General features: G+C 65.1%; 16 protein-coding genes. 7 read left to right on the top strand and 9 right to left on the bottom strand.

Annotation, left to right across the window (positions count from 1 at the left end; all coding sequences use genetic code 11):
* Positions 1–21: 21 nt before the first annotated feature.
* A complete protein-coding gene (locus I6F33_RS21560; protein ID WP_057027886.1) occupies positions 22–1,380 on the bottom strand; it encodes a serine protease in 1,359 nt (452 codons plus the stop codon).
* Positions 1,381–1,641: 261 nt separating this feature from the next.
* Between I6F33_RS21560 and I6F33_RS21555 the strand changes: the two genes are divergently transcribed.
* Complete coding sequence (locus I6F33_RS21555) at positions 1,642–2,445, top strand: molybdopterin-synthase adenylyltransferase MoeB (RefSeq protein ID WP_225144095.1); 804 nt, start codon at positions 1,642–1,644, stop codon at positions 2,443–2,445.
* 9 nt (positions 2,446–2,454) lie between these two features.
* On the opposite strand, the gene I6F33_RS21550 is transcribed toward I6F33_RS21555, so the two are convergent.
* Complete coding sequence (locus I6F33_RS21550; RefSeq protein WP_225144094.1) at positions 2,455–3,462, bottom strand: aldo/keto reductase; 1,008 nt, start codon at positions 3,460–3,462, stop codon at positions 2,455–2,457.
* Positions 3,463–3,574: 112 nt separating this feature from the next.
* On the opposite strand from I6F33_RS21550, the gene I6F33_RS21545 reads away from it, so the two are divergent.
* On the top strand, positions 3,575–4,486 hold the full coding sequence (locus tag I6F33_RS21545) for a LysR family transcriptional regulator (RefSeq protein WP_036040912.1): 912 nt from the start codon (positions 3,575–3,577) through the stop codon (positions 4,484–4,486).
* A gap of 3 nt (positions 4,487–4,489) precedes the next feature.
* Here I6F33_RS21545 and I6F33_RS21540 read toward each other — a convergent pair whose 3' ends face one another.
* Positions 4,490–5,491 (bottom strand): D-glycerate dehydrogenase, encoded by a 1,002-nt coding sequence (locus tag I6F33_RS21540; protein ID WP_036009043.1) that lies wholly within the window; start codon positions 5,489–5,491, stop codon positions 4,490–4,492.
* 321 nt (positions 5,492–5,812) lie between these two features.
* On the opposite strand from I6F33_RS21540, the gene I6F33_RS21535 reads away from it, so the two are divergent.
* Positions 5,813–6,343, top strand: a complete 531-nt coding sequence (locus I6F33_RS21535) for an SH3 domain-containing protein (RefSeq protein WP_036009040.1) — start codon at positions 5,813–5,815, stop codon at positions 6,341–6,343.
* 182 nt (positions 6,344–6,525) lie between these two features.
* On the opposite strand, the gene irrA is transcribed toward I6F33_RS21535, so the two are convergent.
* On the bottom strand, positions 6,526–7,014 hold the full coding sequence (gene irrA, locus I6F33_RS21530; RefSeq protein ID WP_036009037.1) for an iron response transcriptional regulator IrrA: 489 nt from the start codon (positions 7,012–7,014) through the stop codon (positions 6,526–6,528).
* Positions 7,015–7,362: 348 nt separating this feature from the next.
* Here irrA and fabA point away from each other — a divergent pair, with 348 nt between their 5' ends.
* The 3 genes from fabA to fabI all read left to right on the top strand — a co-directional run bounded on the left by fabA (position 7,363) and on the right by fabI (position 10,104).
* Positions 7,363–7,884: a bifunctional 3-hydroxydecanoyl-ACP dehydratase/trans-2-decenoyl-ACP isomerase gene (gene fabA, locus I6F33_RS21525; RefSeq protein WP_036009034.1), complete on the top strand. Its 522-nt coding sequence runs from the start codon at positions 7,363–7,365 to the stop codon at positions 7,882–7,884.
* A gap of 39 nt (positions 7,885–7,923) precedes the next feature.
* A complete protein-coding gene (fabB, locus tag I6F33_RS21520; RefSeq protein ID WP_036024480.1) occupies positions 7,924–9,147 on the top strand; it encodes a beta-ketoacyl-ACP synthase I in 1,224 nt (407 codons plus the stop codon).
* A gap of 156 nt (positions 9,148–9,303) precedes the next feature.
* Positions 9,304–10,104 carry an enoyl-ACP reductase FabI gene (gene fabI, locus I6F33_RS21515; protein ID WP_225144093.1) on the top strand — a complete coding sequence of 267 codons (801 nt, stop codon included), beginning with the start codon at positions 9,304–9,306 and terminating at the stop codon, positions 10,102–10,104.
* Between the two features lie 130 nt (positions 10,105–10,234).
* Here fabI and I6F33_RS21510 read toward each other — a convergent pair whose 3' ends face one another.
* The 4 genes from I6F33_RS21510 to I6F33_RS21495 are packed head-to-tail and all read right to left on the bottom strand — an operon-like array spanning position 10,235 to position 13,155.
* A complete protein-coding gene (locus I6F33_RS21510; protein WP_057027867.1) occupies positions 10,235–10,831 on the bottom strand; it encodes a glutathione S-transferase family protein in 597 nt (198 codons plus the stop codon).
* Positions 10,832–10,842: 11 nt separating this feature from the next.
* Positions 10,843–11,706, bottom strand: coding sequence for a hypothetical protein (locus I6F33_RS21505; protein ID WP_225144092.1), 864 nt, complete (start codon positions 11,704–11,706; stop codon positions 10,843–10,845).
* 47 nt (positions 11,707–11,753) lie between these two features.
* Positions 11,754–12,221 (bottom strand): GNAT family N-acetyltransferase, encoded by a 468-nt coding sequence (locus tag I6F33_RS21500; RefSeq protein WP_225144091.1) that lies wholly within the window; start codon positions 12,219–12,221, stop codon positions 11,754–11,756.
* A 7-nt stretch (positions 12,222–12,228) separates the two neighbouring features.
* On the bottom strand, positions 12,229–13,155 hold the full coding sequence (locus I6F33_RS21495) for a hydrogen peroxide-inducible genes activator (RefSeq protein ID WP_157285966.1): 927 nt from the start codon (positions 13,153–13,155) through the stop codon (positions 12,229–12,231).
* A gap of 114 nt (positions 13,156–13,269) precedes the next feature.
* On the opposite strand from I6F33_RS21495, the gene katG reads away from it, so the two are divergent.
* Positions 13,270–15,444: a catalase/peroxidase HPI gene (katG, locus tag I6F33_RS21490; protein ID WP_036009010.1), complete on the top strand. Its 2,175-nt coding sequence runs from the start codon at positions 13,270–13,272 to the stop codon at positions 15,442–15,444.
* 64 nt (positions 15,445–15,508) lie between these two features.
* On the opposite strand, the gene I6F33_RS21485 is transcribed toward katG, so the two are convergent.
* Positions 15,509–16,240, bottom strand: a complete 732-nt coding sequence (locus tag I6F33_RS21485) for a superoxide dismutase (RefSeq protein WP_275945398.1) — start codon at positions 16,238–16,240, stop codon at positions 15,509–15,511.
* Between the last annotated feature and the right edge of the window lie 75 nt (positions 16,241–16,315).

Genomic DNA, 16,315 nt, shown 5'->3' with positions numbered 1-16,315 from the left:
ACGCGTCCAGGGGCACGAGACCTACTTGCGCACGCAGATCACGCGCACGACGGCGGCTTTGGCGTCGGTCGACGTGCCATTCGGGCTGACGCCCTTCGCCTTGAGAAACCCGCGCACCGCCTCGGCAGAGACCATCATCGCCTGTGATGCCGGCACCGACGTCGCGGGTCCCGCGACCACCGCCGGCTTCAGCAGCGCGATGCCGGCGAACTTGCCGTCGCCGTCGACGGCTGGGCTGCCGGAGAAGCCGACCGCTGGCGGCGGCGAGAGCGCGGAATTGCTGCTCATCGCCGGCGTCAACGCGGCCTTGAGGTTCGACACGGCGGCGGCGCCGCCCTGGCTTTGCGGATCGGCGATGCCGACGACATCGACATTGGTCTTCGCGGCCCCTCCGGCGAGGCTGAGCGGCCTCAGGTCGCGCGCGCCGTAGATGCGCAGCAGCGCGAGATCGTGCTCCTTGTCCTCGGCGAGACGGTCGGCGCTGCCATGGCCGGCGATCGTGATCGCAAGGCAGCCGTCGGTGACGAGGCGGTCGGTGACGATCGCGCCGTCCTCGCTGACGACGATGCCGGTGCCGTATTCAACGGTCTTGCGCGGCGGCGGCCCGGCCAGCGGTCCCGACGGAAACGCGTTGAACGCGCTCGACATCGCGATCACGACCGGCTCGACCGTATTCTCTGTCGCCTGGTCGTAGAGGATCGTCATGGTGCGGACCTCGTCACCCTTGAAGGTGCCGCGGACGTAGAACTTCTTCTGGCCCTGCAAGCCCGACAGCACGAAGAAATCCGGCTTCACCACGGTGTAATCGACCTTGCGGCCGGACGGCTCCTTCTCGAGATCGGCGAGCTTGGCCGAGGTCGGGCTCACTTCCTTGCGGCGGCTGAGAACCACCTGCACCGTCCCTGTCGGCGAGGTCCATTTCGAGCCGTTGGCGTCGCTTGCCTGCTGCGGCACCAGCTTGCCGGGAATGCCGAGCCGGGCGCCGCTGGTCGGCTCCGTCACGATCTTCCAGCCGACGCTCTCCTGCTTCTTGCGTGCCGCCTCAGTGAGCGCGGTGCGCTCCTGCGGATTGAGCACGCCGGTCGGCTTGCCGCCCTTGGCCTTCTGGTACTCCTTGATGGCGTTGACCATGCGCTCGCTGACGTCGCCGGTGATGGCGCCGTTATATTGTCCGACCCAGGCGAGGTCGGACTGGAGCGCCAGCCGCTCGGCTTTGGCCATGCCATCGGCCGTCGCGGACGGCGTCTGCATCGCAGGGGGCTTGACCGGAACGGTCTGGACCGTTTTCGGGGTGGCGCCTGGCACTTGGGGCGTCGTCATCTGGGCGTGCGCGCCCGTGGCAGCCGCCAACATCAGTGTTGCCGCAAGCATCGATCTCATGACAAATCCAGCCAGCCCGTTGAACGCCAAAACATTGAAAAGCATGCGATTGAAGCACATCTCGTTGGTCGCGAACAATGTTGCGGTGGTTCAGTGGCGTAGAGGCCGCGAGCTGAGATCCTCATCCTGAGGAGCGGCCTCGAGGCCGCGTCTCGAAGGATGGCCGCGGCGAAATCGGGACCTGCATGGTTCGAGACGGCGCTTTGCGCCTCCTCACCATGAGGGTTGAGAGCGGCGGCTTGGTAGGAGAGGCGTACGACGATGCTGAGCCCGGACGAACTCGAACGCTATGCCCGCCACATCGTGTTGCGCGACGTCGGCGGCCCCGGCCAGGCGGCGCTGAAGCGGGCCTCGGTGCTGGTGATCGGCGCCGGCGGGCTCGGCGCGCCCGCGCTGATGTATCTGGCCGCCGCCGGCGTTGGCACGCTCGGCGTGGTCGACGACGACGTGGTGTCGCTGTCCAACCTGCAGCGTCAGGTGATCCATACGACGCCCGATATCGGGCGGCACAAGGTCGAGAGTGCCGCCGAGCGGATCGCGGCGCTCAACCCACATGTCCGCTTCATCGGTCACGCCACCTGGCTCAACGCGGATAACGCGCTCGGCCTGATCGGCGATTACGACCTGGTGCTCGACGGCTCCGACAATTTCTCGACGCGCTATCTCGTTTCCGATGCCTGCTTCTTCGCCAAGCGGCCGCTGATATCAGCGGCGCTCGGCACCTTCGACGGCTCGCTGACCACCATCCGCGCGCATGAGACGAACGAGCAGGGCGAGTTCAATCCGACCTACCGCTGCCTGTTTCCGGAAGCGCCGCCGCCCGGCACGGTGCCGGCCTGTGCAGAGGCCGGCGTCATGGGCGCGCTCGCGGGCGTGCTCGGCTCGATGATGGCGCTGGAGGCCATCCGCGAGATCGTCGGCTTCGGCGACGGCCTCGTCGGCCGCCTCCTGATGATCGATGCGCGCGCGATGCGCTTCGAGACGCTGCGCTATTCACGCGATCCCGCCAATCCGCTCAACGGCGACGGGCCCGTGTTCGAGGATCTCAGCGTCCATCGCACCTGATCGCCGCGGTTACGCCGTCGCCGGCTTCTCGCTGTCGAGATGCGCCATATGCTCGGCCGGGTAGCGCGTGCCGGCCGCGATATTGGGTGGAAACGCCTTGGCCAGCGCCGCGACATGCACCGGCGTCAGCGTCACCTTCGTTGTGCCAAGCGCTTCGCTGAGGCGGTTGCGGGTGCGGGCGCCAACCAGCGGCACGATCGCGTTGTTCTGTGCAGCGACCCAGGCGATCGCAACCTGTGCCGGCGTTGCGCCGATCTCGTTCGCGATTGCGCGCAGCTGCTCCACCAGCGCGAGATTGGTATCGAGGTTCGCACCCTGGAAGCGCGGCGTCATCAGCCGGTAGTCACGGCCGGCCCTGCCTGAGTCCTTCGACCAGTGACCGCTGATCAGGCCGCGCGCGAGCACGCCGTAAGCGGTGATGCCAATGCCGAGCTCGCGGCAGGTCTTCAGGATATCGCGTTCGATGCCGCGCTCGATCAGCGAATATTCGATCTGGAGATCGGCGATCGGATGCACCGCATGCGCGCGGCGGATGGTGTCGGAGCCGACCTCGGACAGGCCGATATGCCTGACATAACCGGCCTTCACGAGATCGGCGAGACCGCCGATGGTCTCCTCGATCGGCACATTGGGATCGAGACGCGCGGGACGGTAGATGTCGACATAGTCGGTGCCGAGGCGCTGCAGCGAATAGGCGAGGAAGTTCTTTGTCGCCGCCGGCCTCGTGTCCATTCCCGCGAATTCACCGGCGGGGCCGCGCAGCGCGCCGTACTTGACGCTGAGCTGCACTTTGTCGCGCGGCACGTCCTTCAGCGCGTCCCGCAACAGCATCTCGTTGTGCCCCATGGCGTAGAAATCGCCGGTGTCGAGCAGGGTGATGCCGCCGTCGAGCGCCGCGTGCACCGTGGCGATGGCCTCGCCGCGATCGGCGGCGCCGTAGACCTCCGACATGCCCATGCAGCCGAGGCCGAATGTGGAGACGGTCGGGCCGGTTGAACCGAGTTTGCGCTGTTCCATGATGATCATCCTCGAAAAGGCGGCTGCGCCGCGTCACGAGGCCAGATATGAGCCAGAGCGATTGCGCTGATAAGCTGGACAATCCAGAACGCCTTGTTCACATTGACGAACAATGGCCGAGCCCGATTTGCGCGATCTCGATGTCTTCGTGGCAGTTGCCCGCACCCGGAATTTCCGGCGCGCGGCGGTCGAAATTCGCGTGTCCGTATCGAGCCTTAGCCAGCGGCTGCGGGACCTGGAGGAACGTCTCGGCGTCCGCCTGATGAACCGCACGACCCGCAGCGTCGCGCTGACCGAGGCGGGTGAGCTGCTGTTGTCGCGCGTCGCACCGGCGCTACGCGATGTCGGCGATGCCCTGGAGCAGGTCCGGGGCCTGCGCGGGGTCGCCTCGGGCCGCCTGCGCATCAATGCGCCGCCGCCCGCGGTCGATCTGGTGCTGGCGCCGCTGGCCGGGCCGTTCCTGAGTGCCCATCCGCAGGTCGATCTCGACATCGTCAGCGAAAGCGGCTTCGTCGACATCGTGAGCGGGGGCTATGACGCCGGCGTGCGCTATGGCGAGCATCTCGCGCAGGACATGGTGGCGATCCCGCTGAGCGGCCCACAGAGCTACGTCGTGGTCGCTTCGCCCGGTTACATCGCGCGGCGCGGCAGGCCGAAGCATCCGAAGGACCTGCTCGACCATGATTGCATCCGCGCACGCTATTCGAGCGGCGTCATGCACGATCTGGAATTCGAGAGAGCCGGGCAGGTGGTGAAGGTCGATCCGCCGGCGAAGCTGATCTCGACCAATATGAATCTTGCGATGCGCGCCGCGCTCGACGGCGTCGGCATCTGGGCCACGCTCGACGGCTATGTTGGCGATGCCGTGAAGTCGGGCGATCTGATCAGCCTGATGGAAGAATGGTGCGAGCCGTTTCCAGGCCCGTTCCTGTATTATCCGAGCCGGCGCCAGACGCCGCCAGCGCTGCGCGCGTTCATCGATTTCGTTGCGGATTGGCGCAAGCGCGAAGGGCGCGGGAAGTAAACCTCAAAGCATGCTCGGCAGCACGCGGTCCGGCGGCTTGTGGGCGTCGAGGAAGGTGCGGATGTTGATGATCACCTTCTCGCCCATCTCGACGCGGCCTTCGATCGTGGCCGAGCCCATATGCGGCAGCAGCGTCACCTTGCCGGCTCTGGCGAGCCGCACCAGCTTCGGATTGACCGCGGGCTCGTGCTCGTAGACGTCGAGGCCGGCGCCGCCGATCTCGCCGCCTTCGATCAGCTTGATCAGCGTGTCCTCGTCGGTGACCTCGCCGCGCGCGGTGTTGACGATATAGGCGTCTTTCCGGATCAGCTTCAGCCGCCGCGCCGAGAGCAGGTGATAGGTCGCCGGCGTGTGCGGACAGTTCACCGAGATGATGTCCATCCGCGCCAGCATCTGGTCGAGGCTTTCCCAATAGGTCGCCCCTAACTCCTCGGCGATCACGGGGGCGACAGGACGGCGATTGTGATAGTGGATCTGCAGCCCGAAGGCGCGGGCGCGGCGCGCCACCGCCTGGCCGATGCGGCCCATGCCGATGATGCCGAGGCGTTTGCCTCCGATGCGGTGACCGAGCATCCAGGTCGGCGACCAGCCGGCCCAGGGCTTGCCTTCGGTCAGGATCGAGGCGCCTTCGATCATGCGCCTGGGCACCGCGAGGATCAGCGCCATGGTCATGTCGGCGGTGTCTTCGGTCAGCACCTTCGGCGTGTTGGTGACGGTGATGCCGCGGGCATGGGCGGCTGCGACGTCGATATTGTCGACGCCATTGCCGAAATTGGCGATCAGGCGGAGCTTGCAGTCGGGCTGGTTGACGACCTCGGCGCTGATGTGATCGGTCACGGTCGGAACCAGCACGTCGGCGGTGCGGGCGGCTTCCGCGATCTGCTCGGGCGACATCGGCGTGTCGTCGAGATTGATCCGCGCGTCGAACAGCTCGCGCATCCGCGTCTCGATCGAATCCGGCAGCTTGCGCGTCACCACGACGAGGGGCTTTTTCTTCACCGACATGTCCTGCTCTCATGAGACATCGCAGGCCGCCTCTGTCGCCAAAGGCCGGTCGTTGAGGCCTCATTAACCCGGTTGTTCGACACTGCCCTTGCCGTGTCCGTCCCCGGCGTTTCCTCCAAGCTCACCCGACATTTCCGGCCGGAAAATCGGGGCCAATTGGTTGCTCAAGTGCCCGTTCTCTCTAGCAGAAGGCCGGGCCAAGACAAGAACCACGGCTCAAGGCTTGGAACCCGCGTGGGGCGGGGAGAAGGGGCAGGCGCGGCAGGGTTTGGAATTTGGGGTGAGGGCCCGGTGTGCCGGGTCTTCGAAGGAGACGGGTTGATGGCGTTGGGGCGTTTTTGTTGGGTGATGGCGCTCGTTTGCACCTGGTTGAGCGCCTCGGTCGGGCCCTCGCATGCGGCGAAGGACAATACCCCGCAGACCACCAGCGGCTTGCCGGTGCCGCGCTATGTCAGCCTCAAATCGGATCACGTGAACGTCCGCGCCGGCCCGACCAAGGACAATGACGTCGCCTGGGTCTACACCCGTGCCGGCCTGCCGGTCGAAATTACCGCCGAGTTCGAGAACTGGCGCCGGGTGCGCGATTCCGAAGGCGCCGAGGGCTGGGTCTATCATTCGCTGCTGTCGGGCCGCCGCACCGCGGTCGTCACCATGAAGCACAAGGACGATCTGGCTCCGATCTATGACCGGCCCGATCCCGACAGCGCGGTTGCGGCCAAGCTCCAGGCCGGCGTCGTCACCCAGGTCAAGAAATGCGCCGCAGGCTGGTGCCGCGTCATCGGCAATGGCTTCGACGGCTGGATCCAGCAGGAGCGCCTCTGGGGCGTCTATTCGGACGAGCAGGTCAACTGACGCCGTCGGGCGGCGGAGCAATCTGCCGCCCCAACGTCATGCCCGGGCTTGTCCCGGGCATCCACGCTCTTCTGACTAGTCCCAAAACGTGGATGGCCGGGACATAGGCGAGCGCAAGCGACGCCGTCCCTTTGGACGGCTATGCCCGGCCATGACGACCAAATCAGTGATGCAGGATTAGCTCAGCGCTTCTTGCGCAGGCGCACGACCATGTCGATGCGGGAGATCTCGTAGCCCTCGGGCACCTCCGGCATCTTGGACAGCGCCAGATGCGGATCCTCGATGTCGACCAGCTCGTGGCTGTTCTCGAGATAATAGTGGTGGTGGGTGGTGACGTTGGTGTCGAAATAGGTCTTGGTGCCGTCGACGCTGACCTGGCGCAGCAGGCCGGCATCGGTGAGCTGGTTCAGCGTGTTGTAGACGGTCGCCAGCGACACCGGGACCTTGGCGAGGGTGGCTTCCTCGTAGAGCATTTCAGCCGTGAGGTGGCGTGCGCCCTTGCCGAACAGCAGCCAGCCCAGCGCCATGCGCTGGCGCGTCGGCCGCAACCCCGCGGACTGCAGCATTTCGTTGACGTCGTGCCAGGGACACCCGGTCAGGGCCGGCTGGCGGCCGGACAGGAGGGCCGCGGCATGGTCGTCGTCGTGTTGGGACGCGGTATTCTCGTTCATTTCCAAGATTTCGGGCACGCGTGAACAATATCTCCCTGTAACATAAGAAGAGAAAGATGCAGATGCAAGTTTCTCGCAACTAGAGACGTTCTAATTAGGCTCGGAACCGGTTGGGGGAGCCCGTCATTTTACCTTCATCTCTGCGCTTTGCTACCCGAAATGGCCTGTGTTAGAGAGCGCGCGGTTCCGCTTAGCCGATTTTGGCGCAGCCGGGCATGGAGGCCCGGTTGGCAATCCATGCGAAGCTTGCGCAAGTCGCGGCCGGCGGTGGCGATTGGCGGTCCGATCGAGACGGGCCCATTTTCGCCAGGAACGCCGCTCAATCGGGATTTGAACAGAGGCTCGTGAATGCTGAACAGGCGCAACGGTTACGACTATGAAGATCTGCTGGCCTGTGCCCGCGGCGAGATGTTCGGCCCAGGCAACGCCCAGCTGCCGCTGCCGCCGATGCTGATGTTCGACCGCATCACCGACATCAACGACAATGGCGGTGAGTTCGGCAAGGGTCTGGTGCGCGCCGAGCTCGACGTGAAGCCCGACCTCTGGTTCTTCGGCTGCCATTTCAAGAACGATCCGGTCATGCCCGGCTGCCTCGGACTCGATGCGCTGTGGCAGATGGTCGGCTTCTACCTCGGCTGGAGCGGGGGGGAAGGCCGCGGCCGGGCGCTTGGCCTGAGCGAGCTGAAGTTCGGCGGCCAGGTGCTGACCGACGCCCGCAAGGTTGTGTACAACGTCGATATCAAGCGCGTGATGCGTTCGAAGCTCGTGCTCGGCATCGCCGACGGGTGGCTTTCGGTCGATGACCAGATTATCTATCGCGCCAAGGATCTGAAGGTCGGCCTGTTCAAGCAGGGCACGAGCCTGGGCTGAGCGCATCACTAAGAAGACAACGATTGAGGCGAGGCTGTCATGAGGCGGGTTGTGGTCACCGGGATGGGCATCGTCTCGTCGATCGGAAACAACACCCAGGAAGTGCTTGCGAGCCTTCACGAGGCGAAGTCGGGCATTTCGCGGGCTGAGAAATATGCCGAGCTGGGCTTCCGTTCGCAGGTGCAAGGCGAGCCGTCGCTCGATCCGTCGACGGTGGTCGACCGCCGCGCGATGCGCTTCCTCGGCCAGGGCGCGGCGTGGAATCACATCGCCATGGAGCAGGCGATCCAGGATTCCGGCCTGTCGCCCGACGAAGTCTCCAACATCCGCACCGGCATCATCATGGGCTCCGGCGGCCCCTCGGCGCGCACCATCGTCGAAGCCGCCGACATCACCCGCTCCAAGGGACCGAAGCGCGTCGGCCCGTTTGCGGTGCCGAAGGCGATGTCCTCCACGGCATCCGCGACGCTCGCGACCTGGTTCAAGATCAAGGGCGTGAACTATTCGATCTCATCGGCCTGCGCGACCTCGAACCATTGCGTCGGCAATGCCTATGAGACCATCCAGATCGGCAAGCAGGACGTCATCTTCGCCGGCGGCTGCGAGGAGCTGGACTGGTCACTGTCGGTGCTGTTCGACGCCATGGGCGCGATGTCCTCGAAGTACAACGACACGCCGGCCACGGCCTCGCGTCCCTACGATCTCAATCGCGACGGCTTCGTCATCGCCGGCGGCGCCGGCGTGTTGGTGCTGGAGGAGCTCGAGCATGCCAAGGCGCGCGGCGCGCGCATCTATGGCGAGGTGGTCGGCTATGGCGCGACCTCTGATGGCCACGACATGGTGGCGCCGTCGGGCGAAGGCGCCGAGCGCTGCATGCGCATGGCGATGTCGACGGTGAAGACCAAGGTCGACTACATCAACCCGCACGCGACCTCGACGCCGGCCGGCGACCCGCCGGAGATCGAGGCGATCCGCAAAGTGTTCGGCGTCGGCGAGAAGTGCCCGCCGATCTCGGCGACCAAGGCGCTGACGGGCCACTCGCTCGGCGCCACCGGCGTGCAGGAAGCGATCTATTCGCTGCTGATGATGAACAACGGCTTCATCTGCGAGAGCGCGCACATCCAGGAGCTCGACCCCGTGTTCGCCGACATGCCGATCGTGCGCAAGCGCATCGACAACGCCAAGATCGGCACCGTGCTGTCGAACTCCTTCGGCTTCGGCGGCACCAACGCCACGCTGGTGTTCAGCCGGCTGGATGCGTGATCTCTGACTTTGTCATGCCCCGCCTAGTGCGCAATTGCGCACGGGGGGCGGGGCATCCAGTACGCCGCGGCTTCTCTATTTATCACGACGGTCTCTGGAATACTGGATCGCCCGCCTGCGCGGGCGATGACGTCGAAAATAGGAGCGATGGCGGCAATGGAAGCTTTGATGAAAGGCAAGCGCGGTCTGATCATGGGCATCGCCAATGATCACTCCATCGCCTGGGGCATGGCGCGGACGCTTCATGCCCATGGCGCCGAGCTTGCCTTCACCTTCCAGGGCGAGGCGCTCGGCAAGCGCGTCAAGCCGCTGGCGGAGCAGCTCGGCGTCGATCTGGTGCTGCCTTGCGACGTCGAGGACATCGCAAGCGTCGATGCCACCTTCGCGGTGCTCCGCGAAAAGTGGGGCAAGCTCGACTTCGTGATCCACGCGATCGGCTTTGCCGACAAGAACGAGCTGAAGGGCCGCTATGCCGACACCAGCCGCGAGAATTTCTCGCGCACCATGGTGATCTCCTGCTTCTCGTTTACGGAAGTCGCAAAGCGCGCCGCCGAGCTGATGACGGAAGGCGGCAGCATGATCACGCTGACCTTCGGCGCCTCGGAGCGCGCGATGCCGAACTACAACGTCATGGGCGTGGCCAAGGCGGCGCTGGAGGCCTCCGTGCGCTATCTCGCCGCCGATTTCGGACCGCGCGGCATCCGCGTCAACGCGATTTCCGCAGGCCCCATCCGCACCCTCGCCGGCTCCGGCATCGGCGAGGCGCGGGCCATGTTCGGCTTCATGCAGAAGCACGCGCCGCTCCGCCGCGGCGTCACGCTCGACGAGCTCGGCGGCTCGGCGCTATATCTGTTGTCGGATCTCTCCGGCGGGGTGACCGGCGAAGTCCATTATGTGGATTCCGGCTACAACGTCATCCTGATGCCGCGGCCGGATGATCTGAAGTCATCGGAATAGCTTCGTAGCCTGGATGGAGCGCAGCGAAATCCGGGACAGGCTCATCCGCGGATGCGATTGTCCCGGATTGCGCTGCGCTCCATCCGGGCTACTGCAGCTACTTCGCTTTGCCTACCCTACGAGAGCTTGCTTAACCCGCCGCGATCTTCTCCGCGCGCTGGAAGGCCGGCCGCGCCGTGCAGCGCGCGAGATAGGCATCGAACGCGGGGCGCGACGGCACCATCTTGAACAGGCGCACCGCGAAGTTCAGGCCCGAGCCGATCACGACGTCGGCGGCGGAAAATTCCTCGCCGAGAATCCACGGACCTTTTTCGAGCGCGGCTTCCAGCACGTCGAACACCTGCGTGGCGCTGCCCCAGGCCGCCGTCGAGGTCGGGATCTCGATCTTGGTGAAGATCTGGATGATGGCCGGCTCGATGCAGCCCGGCGAAAAGAACAGCCATTGCAGATAGCGCGCGCGGCGCGGGTCGGTCACGGCGGGCGCGAGCCTGGTCTCGGGATAACGATCGGCGATGTAAGCGCAGATCGCGGCGGCTTCGCCAAGCGCCGCATCGCCGTCGATCAGCGCCGGCACCTTGCCCATCGGGTTGATCTTCAGATAGTCCGGCGCCTTCTGCGCGCCGGTCGAGATGTCGGTCAGCACGCGCTCATAGGGCAGGCCGCTCTCCTCCATCAGCCAGAGCGTCGTGAACGAGCGCGAGCGGGGCGACCAATAGAGCTTGATCATGGCGGGAACCTTTATTGCTGGAGCAGCTGAGGTAGCGTTTTGTCGAGACTCGTCGTCAGCAGCGTGCGGACACCATCGCGCAGCGCTTGGTTGCCCGCCACCTCGTTGGCAGACGCCGGAAAGGCCGTCTCATCCAATTCCTTGTTGGGGCCGCTGATCGGGTTGATCCCGATCAAGCGTGACATCATGGGTTCGGCATCCGTTGACGCCGCGCCCTTCTTGACGACCTCGAACGACTGTCCGTCGTACACGGTGATATAGGTCAGCGCGAACAGGAACGTGCGTCGCTTGATGGGATTGCCCCACTTCACGATGCCAAATCCTTCGACGGATTGATTCGTGTTGCTGAAGCCGTTCTGAAATCTCTCGACCAGGACATAGAGCTGACATTTGGTGCCTGCCGCGCTCTGCTGAACGAATTCCTGCCGCTCCTGGTTTCGTCTCAGCATCGGCGATCCGGATCCGCCAGCCTGCGCCCAGGCGCTCGGTGAATAAGCGAGGCGCTTGACAGATTTGCCGGCTGCGGCCGCGCGAACCCGCGACATGACGATGTCATCAAGTCCCCAGCCATCGATCGCGACGGGCGCGTACTCGTTGCCAAACATGGTGAAGCCAACCTGCTGAACACCGAACCGGTTGCCGACGATGGAAATAAGGCCAATCCCGCACGGTCCTGCATCCGCAGCGGCAGGCTGTTTGGAGCTCGGGGCGGCTTTCGGCGTGGCGCTCTTGGCTGGCCGAGCCGGTAATGGAGCGGATTGGGCCGCCGCGCCTGCGATGAGCCCGAACAGAAAGATCGTAGTCAAGCAGATGCGAAACATGGGACGGCTGATGCGGGTTGCGGCTTCCAGTATATTCTCGTCGACGAGAGACATCTACTAGTGCGCGGCGATGGCAACCGCAAGGTGAAGACCCCCTCGTCCTACCCGCCGCCTCGCCATGGCCGCTTCCACCGATAACACTTCATCACGAACCCGTTCGACGGCTCGATCTCTTCCCTCTCGAGCACAAAGCCTTCGCGCTCGTACCAGCGCCAGGCCTTTTCGTTCTCGCGGACGCAGCGCAGATACATCTCGTCGGGCATTTGCGTGCGCGTGAAAGCGAGCAGCTTCCGGCCGAGCGATTGCCCCTGATAGGCGGGCGCGACGAACAGCATGTCGAGATAGAGCTTCGGCAGGTGCAGCGCCAGCATCGCGGCGATCGTGCCGCGATCGTCGGCGACGAACAGGCTCCAGCCGTTCTCGATCTCGCGCCGGATGCGCGCCCGCAGGTTCGCCAGCAGGAAGTCGCTGGCTTCGGCGAGCCCGGTCGAGACCCAGCTCTCCATCCAGACGCGCCCGATCTCGTCGTACTCGGCCGCGCGGGCGGGGCGGATGACCGGATGCGACATCCGCCGGTCAAGCCTTCTGGCTGCGCAGGGATTGCCGCGCGCGCACCTTGCCGGCCGACAGGCACACCACCTCGGAAATCTGCAGCAGCTGCCGCGCCAGCGGGCTGGTCTTGCGCCAGACCATGCCGATGGTGCGCGACGGCTCGGGGTCGCGGAAGCGCGCCAGCGAGACCGAGGCGGAGCGCGTCTCCACCGGCACCGCCATCTCCGGGATCAGGGTGACGCCGATGCCGGCGCTGACCATCTGCACCAGCGTCGATAGCGAGTTCGCATCGAGCATCTCGCGCGGCGGCGCGGCCTGCATGTTGCAGAAGGAGAGCGCCTGGTCGCGGAAACAGTGCCCTTCCTCGAGCAGCAGAAGCCGCATCTCGCGCATCATCTCGCGCGACGGCACCGGCGTGCCTTCATCGGCGCCCGGCCGCACCAGCAGAAACTTCTCCTCGAACAGCGCGACCTCGGTGAGCGAGGGCTCCGACACCGGCAGCGCCACGATGGCGGTGTCGAGCCGGCCCTCCACCAGCTCCTGGATCAGCCGCGGCGTCATGGTCTCGCGCACGCGGATGTCGAGCTCCGGGTGCATGCGCGTGAGGTTCTTGGTGATCTTGGGCAGCAAATAGGGCGCGATGGTCGGGATCATGCCGATGCGCAGGCGGCCGGCGAAGCGGTCCTGCGAAGCGCGCGCGAAATCGCCGAGCTCGTCGACCGAGCGCAGGATGTCGCGGACCCGTTGCGCCAGCTCCTCGCCGAACCGGGTCAGCGCGACCTGGCGCGCGCTGCGCTCCAGCAACAGGCCGCCGAGCGTCTCCTCCAGTTCCTTGATCTGCATCGACAGCGCCGGCTGCGAGATCGAGCAGGCCTCGGCGGCACGGCCGAAATGGCCGTGGCGCGCCAGCGCATCGAAATACCGGAGCTGGCGCAGCGTCAGATTGATCATCAGAAAATCCTATCGCAGCGATCACTAAAGTCAACTTCCCCTGATAGGACGCGACGCTTAGAGTGGTTCTACCTGGCCAAGGGCGCGAGTTCGACGCCGCCAGAGGAGGTATTCATGGACGACACTTCGAAGTGCCCGTTTTCGGGCGGAAAACCCACGCGCTCAAACCGCGATTGGTGGCCGACGCAGCTCAACATCGAGGTGCTGCACAAGAATTCCGACAAGTCCGATCCGATGGACAAGGACTTCGATTACGCCAAGGAGTTCAAGTCGCTCGACCTGAACGCGGTCATCAAGGACCTGACCGCGTTGATGACGGATTCTCAGGAATGGTGGCCGGCCGACTTCGGCCACTATGGCGGCCTCATGATCCGCATGGCCTGGCACAGCGCCGGCACCTATCGCACCACCGACGGCCGCGGCGGCGCCGGCGCCGGTCAGCAGCGTTTCGCCCCGCTCAACAGCTGGCCCGACAACGCCAATCTCGACAAGGCGCGCCGTCTGCTCTGGCCGATCAAGCAGAAATACGGCCAGAAGATTTCCTGGGCCGACCTGATGGTGCTCGCCGGCAACGTCGCGCTCGAATCGATGGGCTTCAAGACCTTTGGTTTCGCCGGCGGTCGCGTCGACGTCTGGGAGCCGGAAGAGCTCTATTGGGGGCCGGAAGGCACCTGGCTCGGTGATGAGCGCTACAGCGGCGAGCGCCAGCTCGCCGAGCCGCTCGGCGCGGTGCAGATGGGCCTCATCTACGTCAATCCGGAAGGCCCGAACGGCAAGCCGGATCCGGTCGCCGCGGCCAAGGACATCCGCGAGACCTTCGCCCGCATGGCGATGAACGACGAGGAGACCGTCGCGCTGATCGCTGGCGGCCACAGCTTCGGCAAGACCCATGGCGCCGGCGATCCCTCGCTGGTCGGTCCAGAACCGGAAGCCGGTGCGCTTGAAGACCAGGGCCTCGGCTGGAAGAGCAAGCATGGGGCGGGCCACTCCGCCGACTCCATCACCAGCGGTCTGGAAGTGACCTGGACGAAGACGCCGACGAAGTGGAGCAACAACTTCTTCGAAAATCTCTTCAACTTCGAATGGGAGCTGACGAAGAGCCCGGCCGGCGCTCAGCAATGGACCGCCAAGAACGCCGAAGCGATCATTCCGGACGCGTTCGATCCGTCGAAGAAGCATCGGCCGACCATGCTGACGACCGACCTCTCGCTGCGCTTCGATCCCGCATATGAGAAGATCTCGCGTCGCTTCCTGGAGAACCCGGATCAGTTCGCGGACGCCTTCGCCCGTGCCTGGTTCAAGCTCACCCATCGCGACATGGGTCCGATCCAGCGCTATCTCGGCCCGCTGGTGCCGAAGGAGACGCTGATCTGGCAGGATCCGATCCCCGCCGTGAACCACGAGCTGGTCAGTGAGCAGGACATCGCGGCCCTCAAGTCGAAGATCCTGGCCTCGGGCCTGACGGTGCCGGAGTTGGTCTCGACGGCCTGGGCCTCGGCCTCGACGTTCCGCGGCTCGGACAAGCGCGGCGGCGCCAACGGTGCGCGCATCCGCCTTGCTCCGCAGAAGGACTGGGAGGTCAACGAGCCGGCTCAGCTCGCCAAGGTGCTCGGCAAGCTCGAAGCGATCCAGAAGGACTTCAACGCCTCATCCGGCGCCAAGAAGGTCTCGCTCGCCGACCTGATCGTGCTCGGCGGCACCGCCGCCGTCGAGAAGGCTGCCAAGGATGCCGGCGTCGACGTCAAGGTCGGCTTCACGCCGGGCCGCATGGATGCTTCGCAGGAGCAGACCGATGCGGCCTCCTTCGCCCCGCTGGAGCCGCGAGCCGATGGCTTCCGCAACTACATCGGCAAGCGGCATCAGTTCATGCAGCCCGAAGAGGCCCTCGTCGACCGCGCCCAGCTGCTGCGGCTGACCGGTCCGGAGATGACGGTGCTGGTCGGTGGCCTGCGTGTGCTCGGCGCCAATGCCGGCGGGTTGAAGCACGGCGTCTTCACCTCGAAGGTGGGAACGCTAAGCAACGACTATTTCGTCAACCTGCTCGACATGAGCACGCAGTGGGCACCGCCCGGTGCGGACGGCGTCTACGAAGGCCGCGACCGCAAGACCAACACCGTCAAGTGGACCGCAACGCGCGTCGATCTGATCTTCGGCTCGCACTCGCAGCTTCGCGCCTTCGCCGAGGTCTATGCCACCTCGGACTCCAAGGAGAAGTTCGTGAAGGACTTTGCGAAAGCCTGGACCAAGGTGATGAACCTCGACCGCTACGACATCGCGGCGCGATCCTGATCGGGGGCCCGCAAACAAAAGGGCGGCCGAGAGGCCGCCCTTTTTTCATCATCCCGGATCGGCGTTACACGTCGAGTGTGCCGGCCTTCGCGGCAGCGTAGCGCTCGCCCACCGCCTTCCAGTTCACCGTATTCCACCATGCCTTGAGATAATCGGCGCGCCGGTTCTGGTAGTTCAGATAGTAGGCGTGCTCCCAGACGTCATTGCCGAGCAGCGCCCGCTTGCCGTCCATCATCGGATTGTCCTGGTTGGGTCGCGTTTCGATGGCGAGCTTGCCATCCTTGCTGACAGTCACGAACACCCAGCCCGAGCCGAAGACCCGTCCGCCGGCAGCGTTGAAGTCGGCTTGCAATTTCTCCATGCCACCGAGATCGCTGTCGATCGCGGCGAGCAGGGCGCCTTCCGGCTTGCCGCCGTTCGGTCCCATGATCTGCCAGAACATCGTGTGGTTGGCGTGGCCTCCCATGTTGTTGCGGACGCCGGTGCGGATCGCGTCGGGTACGGCGCCGAGATTGCCGAGCACCTCGCCGACCGGCTTTCCAGCGATCTGCGGATTGTCCTTCGCGAAATTGTTCAGGTTGGTAATGAACGCCTGGTGATGGCGGCCGTGATGAATCTCCATCGTCTTGGCATCGATATGCGGTTCCAACGCGTTCGGCGGATAGGCCAGCGGATCGAGTTTGAACGGCCCTGTGGGCGCCATGGCCGCCTGCGCAAACGCCAAGCGCGGGGCAGCGGCGGCCGCAACGAGGCCGGTGGCTGCGAACATGAGACGGCGCCGGGATATGGATGACATCTGGTTCTCCTGTCTGGGACGATCCGCTGAGTGAAGCGTATGGCGGTAGACGTAGATACGCGGTTGCAGCCACTG

Origin of the sequence: Bradyrhizobium sp. BRP20 (genome assembly GCF_020194215.1) — a bacterium.
Classification (GTDB): domain Bacteria; phylum Pseudomonadota; class Alphaproteobacteria; order Rhizobiales; family Xanthobacteraceae; genus Bradyrhizobium; species Bradyrhizobium yuanmingense.
The sequence above is the reverse complement of the archived record's forward strand: the minus strand, read 5'-3'. Positions and strand labels throughout refer to the sequence as shown.

What these genes read in the sequence shown, in the direction of transcription:
- I6F33_RS21560 (WP_057027886.1), bottom strand. Translation starts at nt 1,380, where the DNA reads ATGAGATCGATGCTTGCGGCAACACTGATGTTGGCGGCTGCCACGGGC.
- I6F33_RS21555 (WP_225144095.1), top strand. Translation starts at nt 1,642, where the DNA reads ATGCTGAGCCCGGACGAACTCGAACGCTATGCCCGCCACATCGTGTTG.
- I6F33_RS21550 (WP_225144094.1), bottom strand. Translation starts at nt 3,462, where the DNA reads ATGGAACAGCGCAAACTCGGTTCAACCGGCCCGACCGTCTCCACATTC.
- I6F33_RS21545 (WP_036040912.1), top strand. Translation starts at nt 3,575, where the DNA reads ATGGCCGAGCCCGATTTGCGCGATCTCGATGTCTTCGTGGCAGTTGCC.
- I6F33_RS21540 (WP_036009043.1), bottom strand. Translation starts at nt 5,491, where the DNA reads ATGTCGGTGAAGAAAAAGCCCCTCGTCGTGGTGACGCGCAAGCTGCCG.
- I6F33_RS21535 (WP_036009040.1), top strand. Translation starts at nt 5,813, where the DNA reads ATGGCGTTGGGGCGTTTTTGTTGGGTGATGGCGCTCGTTTGCACCTGG.
- irrA (WP_036009037.1), bottom strand. Translation starts at nt 7,014, where the DNA reads ATGAACGAGAATACCGCGTCCCAACACGACGACGACCATGCCGCGGCC.
- fabA (WP_036009034.1), top strand. Translation starts at nt 7,363, where the DNA reads ATGCTGAACAGGCGCAACGGTTACGACTATGAAGATCTGCTGGCCTGT.
- fabB (WP_036024480.1), top strand. Translation starts at nt 7,924, where the DNA reads ATGAGGCGGGTTGTGGTCACCGGGATGGGCATCGTCTCGTCGATCGGA.
- fabI (WP_225144093.1), top strand. Translation starts at nt 9,304, where the DNA reads ATGGAAGCTTTGATGAAAGGCAAGCGCGGTCTGATCATGGGCATCGCC.
- I6F33_RS21510 (WP_057027867.1), bottom strand. Translation starts at nt 10,831, where the DNA reads ATGATCAAGCTCTATTGGTCGCCCCGCTCGCGCTCGTTCACGACGCTC.
- I6F33_RS21505 (WP_225144092.1), bottom strand. Translation starts at nt 11,706, where the DNA reads ATGTCTCTCGTCGACGAGAATATACTGGAAGCCGCAACCCGCATCAGC.
- I6F33_RS21500 (WP_225144091.1), bottom strand. Translation starts at nt 12,221, where the DNA reads ATGTCGCATCCGGTCATCCGCCCCGCCCGCGCGGCCGAGTACGACGAG.
- I6F33_RS21495 (WP_157285966.1), bottom strand. Translation starts at nt 13,155, where the DNA reads ATGATCAATCTGACGCTGCGCCAGCTCCGGTATTTCGATGCGCTGGCG.
- katG (WP_036009010.1), top strand. Translation starts at nt 13,270, where the DNA reads ATGGACGACACTTCGAAGTGCCCGTTTTCGGGCGGAAAACCCACGCGC.
- I6F33_RS21485 (WP_275945398.1), bottom strand. Translation starts at nt 16,240, where the DNA reads ATGTCATCCATATCCCGGCGCCGTCTCATGTTCGCAGCCACCGGCCTC.